We start from the raw sequence: 7,038 nt of genomic DNA, 5'->3' as shown, positions 1-7,038 counted from the left end.
CTATTAAAATAGTGGCGCTGTATTTTATATCCATTTGAACTGGCCTGTTATTGAAAGTTAAGCATTGCTAACGGATTTTTACTCACTGCATCTTCAAGATGTGTAGGTGCAAAGTGTGCATAAATCATTGTCATTTTTATATCTGAGTGCCCAAGTATTTCTTTGAGCACAAGGATGTTTCCGCCATTCATCATAAAGTGGCTGGCAAACGTGTGTCGTAGTACGTGCGTGCATTGCCCGTCTGGCAACTCAATGCCCGCTTTAGTCACTACTCGTTCAAATGTCTTGCGGCACGGAGTGAACAAACGCCCACGTTTTTTCGGTATTTTGTCATACAGTTCTTTTGAGATAGGAACTGATCTGACTCTTCCGTTTTTGGTGTTCTTGTAGGTTATCCGGTACGGCGTTACCTGCGCACCTTCTAAATTTTCGGCCTCACTCCATCTTGCTCCTGTCGCAAGGCAAATTTTGGCGATTAGAAGTACGCTAGTACTGCTTGATTCTGATAAGTATTGCAGTAGGCTTTTGATTTCTTCTGGGTATAAAAAAGAAACCATTTTTTCATCGACTTTGAATGTTGGAATACCTGCCAGTGGGTTAGGTAATGACCAGTGCCCCAGTTTTTTTAGCGTACCAAATACTGCCGAGAGGTTGCGCTGCTCATGATTTACCGTCTGCGGCTGTATCGGCATTAATCGGCCATTAACATCGGGAATTTCACCTTTTAGCCTACCTTCACGATATTTGCTAAAATCTGCAGCTGTAATTTGTGCCGCGATGGGATCACCCATTCCTGCACATATACCTTTCAACTTCGACATCATGCGATCAGCATCTGACAGCGTGCGGCCATAAAGGTCATGCCACAGCTCAATCAATTCTGACAGACGACGATTATCTTGCTTTTCGCCTAACCACGGCTTTTCTTCCATTTCACTGGCAATGTATTTTTCATATGCCAGCGCTTCACCTTTAGTGGCGAATTTTTTGCGAATGCGTTTTCCCTTGACACCAGTAGGCCGTAAGTCGCATAGCCATTCGCCAGAGTCTATTTTACGAACCGCCATTAAGCGTTAACCACCATTGTCATAATGACTTTGCCAATTATTTTTACGGCGCCAATTTCACAATCGAGCGGGTATTTTCCCCAATCGATGCGCAACTTATTACCCGGTAGTAGTGTTAGTTCTTTAATACTTTGGGTTTCAGAGTATTCGATCAGATATTTTCCATCGGCAGCAGAATAGTCTGCCCTATCAACCAGATATTTGGCGTTTCCTTCAGTTATGATTTCTGGGTTGCCTACGAGGTCGGGAAGCATTGCCTTATCGAATAAGAATGATGCCGTTTTCACCAATTTTGTACCTTCAAATTTATATGAAGGAATTCTGACGGTATCACTGGAGGTGTGATCGAATTTCGGACCATCGCCTGTAACAAGCCAATGCAATGCAGCCCCTGTTTCGAGAGCACATCTGATTGCAATGTCTGCAGGGAAGTTATCCCGCATGATCCTGTTACCTAGCGAACTGTTAGTGATTCCAATATGTTTGGCTAACTGGTTACGCGATGTGAATCCGTAAACCTCACATATACGTTCGATAGCCTCACGTGCACCCGTCTCTAAATTCATAATGAACACCTAAAGTTGTCATTTTTCGTTGACATTTCATTTTAGTGTTCATACTATCCTCGTGAACACTAAAACCTTACATCTATTCACACTGGCTGCCAAACATTGACACTGACTAACAGCCATAGTTTGAGGATTTTGCCTTATGACCACCACCGTTTCAACACATAGCGAAAACCGTTGGGTAGATTTAAACACCTTTTGTGAACGTTCCGGCGTACCCCTGCGTCGTGCCCGCTACTGGTATCAAAATGGCCGTCTGAAAATTAAACCAAAAGCCAAACGCGGCGAGCTTGTTTATGTCGATTGGCTGGCATGGACTGCAGACCAGGGGCCGCGAGTTTCTTAACTCATTAACAATATTATTTTTTTGAGGACGGGACTATGTTTGATTACCTGACTTCTAAACATGCGCATTTTGATGCCGCTTGCCGAGTGTTCGCGCTGGAGCACAATCTGGAGGATGTCGCCGCTGCAGTTGGCATGCGTCCGCAGATGCTACGCAATAAGCTGAACCCGCTGCAGCCGCATCGCCTTACCTGTGACGAGCTGCTGGCCATTACCGATTACACCGAAGATGCGCGTTTGCTTGATGGGCTGCTGAGCCAAATCAATTGCCTGCCGTCTGTGCCGGTAAATAACGCCACTGGCGAAAATATGCAGTACTGCGCGCTGGCAGCTACCGCCAACGTTGGCGCGATTGCTGGGCAAGCGGTATCAGAAGAACGCATGACCGCTGACCGTAAAAACCAAATCCTTGATCGTGCCCGTGACGCTATCCGCAGCCTTTCCGTGCTGGCGTATGCCGTCGAAAGCCGTTTCCAATCCGCGCCGGTTCTGGCCGCTGCTGTCGATGTTGTGACAAGCGGCGCTACTGGCCTGATGTGAGGGATCGCTATGAACATTAAACCGTTTGTTACTTACCTCAAACGCCAGTCACCGCCGCCACAGTTGGCCAGTGGTTCCACTGGCTGGCTGGAGCTGCCGAACGGACAGCGCTGGAATCCTGGCCACTCCTACAAATTCAACGTCAATGCTTACCAGCCGCAGAAAACAGGCAGCTTCTTGCGTTTTGTTTCATCCATCGCCGCGATTCTGGCAAGGGGGCGCAATGGCCGTTAACCAGACACAGCAGGAAAAGAACCTGGCGCAGCTGGCGCGCATTCGCCGTAAGCATTTCAGTAACAGCAGCGCAGCGGCGGATTGGTGGGACAAGTTAACACCGGAATGGCGCGGCGTAGTGCTTCACGCTGCTGGCGTTAATTCCGGATCGGATGTGTTCAAAGCAGCATTAAGCCGCTGCAGCTGGCGGGAGCTGTTCGAGCGCCTCGACTATCGGGCGATGATTCAGCTGCGCCAGGGGATTTCCCACGCTCGCGTTACTTTTGAGGGTTTCGGTTCGTTGCGTGATAGCGACTTTTCCCGCCGCACAGCTGCACGGTCGGAGCCGCGCCAGAAGTGCAATCCAATCCATAACGGCGAGGTGCAGATGGTTGTTGCACCGAATGCAGTATTAACAATGCTGGCAAAACAGTAGGGAGTTCAGGAATGACCGTTATTTCCGTTGATAGTAAAGCGTTAGGGCAGGAACTGGTTGCCTGGGGTGTACCACATAATTACGCGATGGCCTTTGTGGCCAAAAGCATTGTTAAAGGTAGCCGTATTGGCCTGCATTCTTTCTTTTTTAACGATACCGAACATTTAACGAACCAGCGCCATTGGCTTGCGATCAATGCTGCTTTCTGGTGCTGCGCATACCGCGAGGCCGAAAGCAAGGAATCGCAGATTGAAGCCATCGCAGGAATCCGCGCGATTTTCTATACAGCTGGCGCGCTGGGGGCGGGAGAAATTAAGGCGCTGATCCAGGAGTGGTGGCGCCATACGTTTGAGTTGCACCGAATACCGGCGCCGAACTATACCGCCGTCACTAATACCGCCTTTCTTCACTAATTAACTACCTGAATTTTTGGCCATCGCTTTGGTGGCCGGGGATTCTTTTGCCTTAAGGAAACTGATATGGCCCAGATTCGCAGAGATATTACCGTTTCTACTCCCGCGGCTAACTTCCAGGAGATGCTGAAAATCGCTGTTCATGACGGCAGAACTGCCGCTGCTGATTTCTTTTCTACCCGCCTGGATAAGCTGGCCACGCATGCCGCCGTTGAAGGTTTGAGTGCCGCCGAAATTATTGAACTGATCCGCGAAGAGGCGGTAGCTATCAGCAGCAAAGGGGGCGCGGCATGGAACTGAGTGAACGCCTGACTGATGATGATCTCAATCACCTGATCTGGGGGCTTAAAGCCCACGGAAATATGAAGCGAACTCTGGCTGGTCTGATTGAACTACAGGAACGTAGAACTGCAGAGAATAGTGAAAAGGTGGAGGTAGTCGAGCATTTCAAAAGGGGCTATGACGAAGGGCATTCCCGCGGATTGACGTGTGGCCGGTTATATAAAAGTGATGACCAGATGGTCGCTCACCGTGTTGCATGTGTTTTGGAATATAAAGCTGAAATCAACGGGGGCGAAAATGACCGTTAAAACGCCTCTTAAATGGGTAGGCAGCAAAGCCCGCCTGATGCCGCAGTTGTTGCCACACCTGCCGGAAGGTAAGCGCCTGGTGGAGCCGTTCGCCGGTTCCTGCTCTGTAATGATGAATACGGAGTATGACGAATATCTGATTGCAGACGTTAACCCGGATTTAATTGGTTTTTACCGTGAAGCGGCCACTAATACGTTTGATCTAATTGACCGTGCCGCGCTTCTGTTTGAGAAATATAACAGCGAGCAAGGCTATTACGACAACCGCGATTCTTTCAACCATAACGACGATCCAGAGTGGCGCCCGGCGCTGTTTCTTTATCTGAACCGCCACGGCTTTAACGGTCTGTGCCGATATAACAAATCCGGCCGTTTCAATGTTCCTTACGGCAAATACAAGCAACCATATTTCCCGGAGGCTGAGATTAAAGCGTTTGCCGAAAAGGCTAAGCGCGCCACGTTTGTATGTGCCAGCTATTCCGAAACCCTTGATATGGTTCGGGATGGGTACGACGTGGTTTATTGCGATCCGCCTTATCTGACTGAGTCAGGGAACTTCACTGCCTATCACGAGCGGGGTTTCTCGCATATGGATCAGGGGCGTTTGTCGCGGAAGTTGCGCCGTTTGTCTGCTGCAGGGATTAGTGTCGTTGCGTCAAACAGCGACCTTGAAACCGTCCGCTGTCTTTATGCTGGCTTCCAGGCTATTCGTATTAATGCCCCGCGAAGCGTTGGTGCTGCAGCTGATAGCCAGAAAATTGCCGCTGAGCTGATCCTTAAATCGCCTGCCATACAGGGTGCAGCATGACGCTGGCCATTAATGAACAATGTCATGCCGTCGATAGCTGGCGGCGTGACACGTTCGCGCCGGGTACGCCTGCAGGTGCAACAATCACAGAGCGCCGCCTGTGGGCTAAAAACCCGCAGGATTACGCCTGGCGCTCACAATACCTTCACGAGATACCCGACTGGTTAGCCGGGTATTTTGGTAGCCGTTACGAAAAGCTGCTGGCTGGCCGTGATGGGCGCCGTCGTGGCAATACGTTCCTGCGCAAGACTATCGGCGGGAACGTATTGCCACGCCTGCGCAAAGTGGCCGCGCGCTACAAGCTGGCCGCTGACGTTTCAGATCTTCCATTCAGTAAGGCGCTGGGGCGCTTACCATCCCTTGACCGTACCGATCTGAAAAAGCTGGCCGATCAGGTGTCGCGCTGGATGGCGGAATGTCTGTATGACTTTGCTGATCAGCTGCCGTCCGGCACGGATGATGAACTGGAGCTGTATCACCGCACCCTGGAGGCATACCGCAATCTTGGCGAATGCTCTCTGATGCTGAACAATCAGCCACCGTACTGGAAAGAGTTTGAGGCCAAAGGCCAGCTGGATCAGCCAAAAGCTGAATCTGGCATTTTGCGCATGATTGCCCCTGAATGGTGGCGGTTACGCCTGAAACGCGCACGTGATGTGCAGCGCGAGCATTTCGCGATCGCCGTTGGCCAGGTGCAGAAAGCGGCCAGTGCGTATGTTTCCCGTAGCACCCTGGGCGAGTGGACAGAGCAGAAAAAGCGTAATGCGGAGTTTTTCAGGAAATTCGACCTGATTAATGACCTGGGCGATCGGGTGTCGTTGGCTGATATGGTTCATGGCAGCGTGGCCAATCCTGCGATCCGCCGCTGTGAACTAATGGTGCGTATGCGCGGGTTTGAAGATATCGCAAATGAAGAGGGGCTGGCGGGGGAGTTCTACACCATCACTGCGCCTTCACGCTTCCATGCGGTACATAGCAAGGGCGGTTTTGTGTCGCAGTGGAACGGCTGCAACCCGCAGGACACCCAGCGCTATTTATGTGGCGTCTGGGCGAAGGCCCGCGCGGCGATCTCTCGCGCCGGTATTCATGTCTTTGGCTTCCGTGTTGTAGAGCCACACCATGACGGCACACCACACTGGCACATGCTTCTTTTTATGCGTCCGCAGGATGTTGATGTGGTGCGCGATATTCTTTGTTATCACGCAAGAATCACCGATTCAGAAGAGTTACAGACACCCCACGCGCTTAAGGCGCGTTTTCACGTTGAGCCGATCGATCCGGAAAAGGGGTCGGCAACCGGCTATATCGCCAAATACATTTCGAAAAATATTGATGGTTTTTCCCTGGACGGTGAAACGGACGATGAAACCGGGGAGAACCTGCGCGATATGGCCAAAGCGGTTTCGGCCTGGGCATCCCGCTGGCGCATTCGCCAGTTTCAGCAGATTGGTGGTGCGCCGGTCACGGTCTGGCGTGAACTGCGCCGCCTGCCGGGGGAAGAACAGATTCTACCTACGGAAGATATGGATAACGTACGTTTTGCTGCTGACGTAGGTGACTGGCGCGCATACACCGAATGCCAGGGCGGGGCGTTTGTTGCGCGTAAGGATCTGACCGTTCGACTGGCCTATGAGATAACGAAACAGGGTAATGAATATGCGGAGGACGTGCAGCGCGTTCAGGGTATCTATTCCCCTCATGTGCCAGATTCTGAGATTTGTACGCGCCTGGTGAAGTGGCAGAAGGTTGCGAAGTTGGCCGAAGCGGTAGCGGAGGCTGCTTTTGACCTTGACCTTAATCACCCTTGGAGTTCTGTCAATAACTGTACGGAGGGTGGAACCCGGAGGCGGTTAAAACTGGAACTGCATAAACGGGGGTATGTTGGTTCTGATGAAGAAATAGACATTTTGATGCGTGGCGGCGGGCTGATTTATGGCCGCTCTGCGTTGTTTTATAAAAATGGACGGCTGCAGGAAAGAAAAGGGGAGGCTGGACAAGAGTTGTGGCCGGGGTGGGCGTAGGCGTTGTGAACGCTATAACCGTGTGAAATATATCAA

The 7,038-nt window shown here is 51.0% G+C and carries 11 protein-coding genes; 9 read left to right on the top strand and 2 right to left on the bottom strand.

Features of this window, described 5'->3' with window-relative positions:
- Positions 1 to 47: 47 nt before the first annotated feature.
- Positions 48 to 1,067 carry a site-specific integrase gene (locus NNN71_RS23035; protein ID WP_271459442.1) on the bottom strand — a complete coding sequence of 340 codons (1,020 nt, stop codon included), beginning with the start codon at positions 1,065 to 1,067 and terminating at the stop codon, positions 48 to 50.
- Positions 1,067 to 1,633, bottom strand: coding sequence for a phage repressor protein CI (locus tag NNN71_RS23030; RefSeq protein WP_271459441.1), 567 nt, complete (start codon positions 1,631 to 1,633; stop codon positions 1,067 to 1,069). The genes NNN71_RS23035 and NNN71_RS23030 overlap by 1 nt, the downstream gene beginning before the upstream one ends.
- 145 nt (positions 1,634 to 1,778) lie before the next feature.
- Here NNN71_RS23030 and NNN71_RS23025 point away from each other — a divergent pair, with 145 nt between their 5' ends.
- From NNN71_RS23025 to NNN71_RS22985, 9 genes are all read left to right on the top strand, one after another.
- Positions 1,779 to 1,982: a hypothetical protein gene (locus NNN71_RS23025; RefSeq protein ID WP_271459440.1), complete on the top strand. Its 204-nt coding sequence runs from the start codon at positions 1,779 to 1,781 to the stop codon at positions 1,980 to 1,982.
- A 35-nt stretch (positions 1,983 to 2,017) separates the two neighbouring features.
- On the top strand, positions 2,018 to 2,521 hold the full coding sequence (locus NNN71_RS23020) for a phage regulatory CII family protein (protein ID WP_271459439.1): 504 nt from the start codon (positions 2,018 to 2,020) through the stop codon (positions 2,519 to 2,521).
- A 15-nt stretch (positions 2,522 to 2,536) separates the two neighbouring features.
- Complete coding sequence (locus NNN71_RS23015) at positions 2,537 to 2,755, top strand: phage filamentation protein Fil family protein (RefSeq protein WP_271459444.1); 219 nt, start codon at positions 2,537 to 2,539, stop codon at positions 2,753 to 2,755.
- A complete protein-coding gene (locus NNN71_RS23010) occupies positions 2,745 to 3,170 on the top strand; it encodes a hypothetical protein (protein WP_271459438.1) in 426 nt (141 codons plus the stop codon). Before NNN71_RS23015 ends, NNN71_RS23010 begins: the two co-directional genes overlap by 11 nt.
- An 11-nt stretch (positions 3,171 to 3,181) precedes the next feature.
- Positions 3,182 to 3,583 (top strand): hypothetical protein, encoded by a 402-nt coding sequence (locus NNN71_RS23005; protein WP_271459437.1) that lies wholly within the window; start codon positions 3,182 to 3,184, stop codon positions 3,581 to 3,583.
- Positions 3,584 to 3,649: 66 nt separating this feature from the next.
- The gene (locus tag NNN71_RS23000; protein WP_442910525.1) at positions 3,650 to 3,883 is read left to right on the top strand and encodes a DUF2732 family protein; all 234 of its coding nucleotides are present in this window, start codon (positions 3,650 to 3,652) and stop codon (positions 3,881 to 3,883) included.
- Entirely contained in the window at positions 3,874 to 4,173 is a 300-nt protein-coding gene (locus NNN71_RS22995; RefSeq protein ID WP_271459436.1) for a hypothetical protein, read from the top strand. Before NNN71_RS23000 ends, NNN71_RS22995 begins: the two co-directional genes overlap by 10 nt.
- Positions 4,163 to 4,981, top strand: a complete 819-nt coding sequence (locus tag NNN71_RS22990) for a DNA adenine methylase (RefSeq protein ID WP_271459435.1) — start codon at positions 4,163 to 4,165, stop codon at positions 4,979 to 4,981. The genes NNN71_RS22995 and NNN71_RS22990 overlap by 11 nt, the downstream gene beginning before the upstream one ends.
- Positions 4,978 to 7,002 (top strand): replication endonuclease, encoded by a 2,025-nt coding sequence (locus tag NNN71_RS22985; protein WP_271459434.1) that lies wholly within the window; start codon positions 4,978 to 4,980, stop codon positions 7,000 to 7,002. The genes NNN71_RS22990 and NNN71_RS22985 overlap by 4 nt, the downstream gene beginning before the upstream one ends.
- Positions 7,003 to 7,038: the final 36 nt, after the last annotated feature.

This window comes from Kluyvera sp. Awk 3 (assembly GCF_028069715.1).
Lineage (GTDB): Bacteria > Pseudomonadota > Gammaproteobacteria > Enterobacterales > Enterobacteriaceae > Kluyvera > Kluyvera georgiana_A.
This window is presented reverse-complemented; position numbering and strand designations above follow the sequence as displayed.

What these genes read in the sequence shown, in the direction of transcription:
- NNN71_RS23035 (WP_271459442.1), bottom strand. Translation starts at nt 1,067, where the DNA reads ATGGCGGTTCGTAAAATAGACTCTGGCGAATGGCTATGCGACTTACGG.
- NNN71_RS23030 (WP_271459441.1), bottom strand. Translation starts at nt 1,633, where the DNA reads ATGAATTTAGAGACGGGTGCACGTGAGGCTATCGAACGTATATGTGAG.
- NNN71_RS23025 (WP_271459440.1), top strand. Translation starts at nt 1,779, where the DNA reads ATGACCACCACCGTTTCAACACATAGCGAAAACCGTTGGGTAGATTTA.
- NNN71_RS23020 (WP_271459439.1), top strand. Translation starts at nt 2,018, where the DNA reads ATGTTTGATTACCTGACTTCTAAACATGCGCATTTTGATGCCGCTTGC.
- NNN71_RS23010 (WP_271459438.1), top strand. Translation starts at nt 2,745, where the DNA reads ATGGCCGTTAACCAGACACAGCAGGAAAAGAACCTGGCGCAGCTGGCG.
- NNN71_RS23005 (WP_271459437.1), top strand. Translation starts at nt 3,182, where the DNA reads ATGACCGTTATTTCCGTTGATAGTAAAGCGTTAGGGCAGGAACTGGTT.
- NNN71_RS23000 (WP_442910525.1), top strand. Translation starts at nt 3,650, where the DNA reads ATGGCCCAGATTCGCAGAGATATTACCGTTTCTACTCCCGCGGCTAAC.
- NNN71_RS22995 (WP_271459436.1), top strand. Translation starts at nt 3,874, where the DNA reads ATGGAACTGAGTGAACGCCTGACTGATGATGATCTCAATCACCTGATC.
- NNN71_RS22990 (WP_271459435.1), top strand. Translation starts at nt 4,163, where the DNA reads ATGACCGTTAAAACGCCTCTTAAATGGGTAGGCAGCAAAGCCCGCCTG.
- NNN71_RS22985 (WP_271459434.1), top strand. Translation starts at nt 4,978, where the DNA reads ATGACGCTGGCCATTAATGAACAATGTCATGCCGTCGATAGCTGGCGG.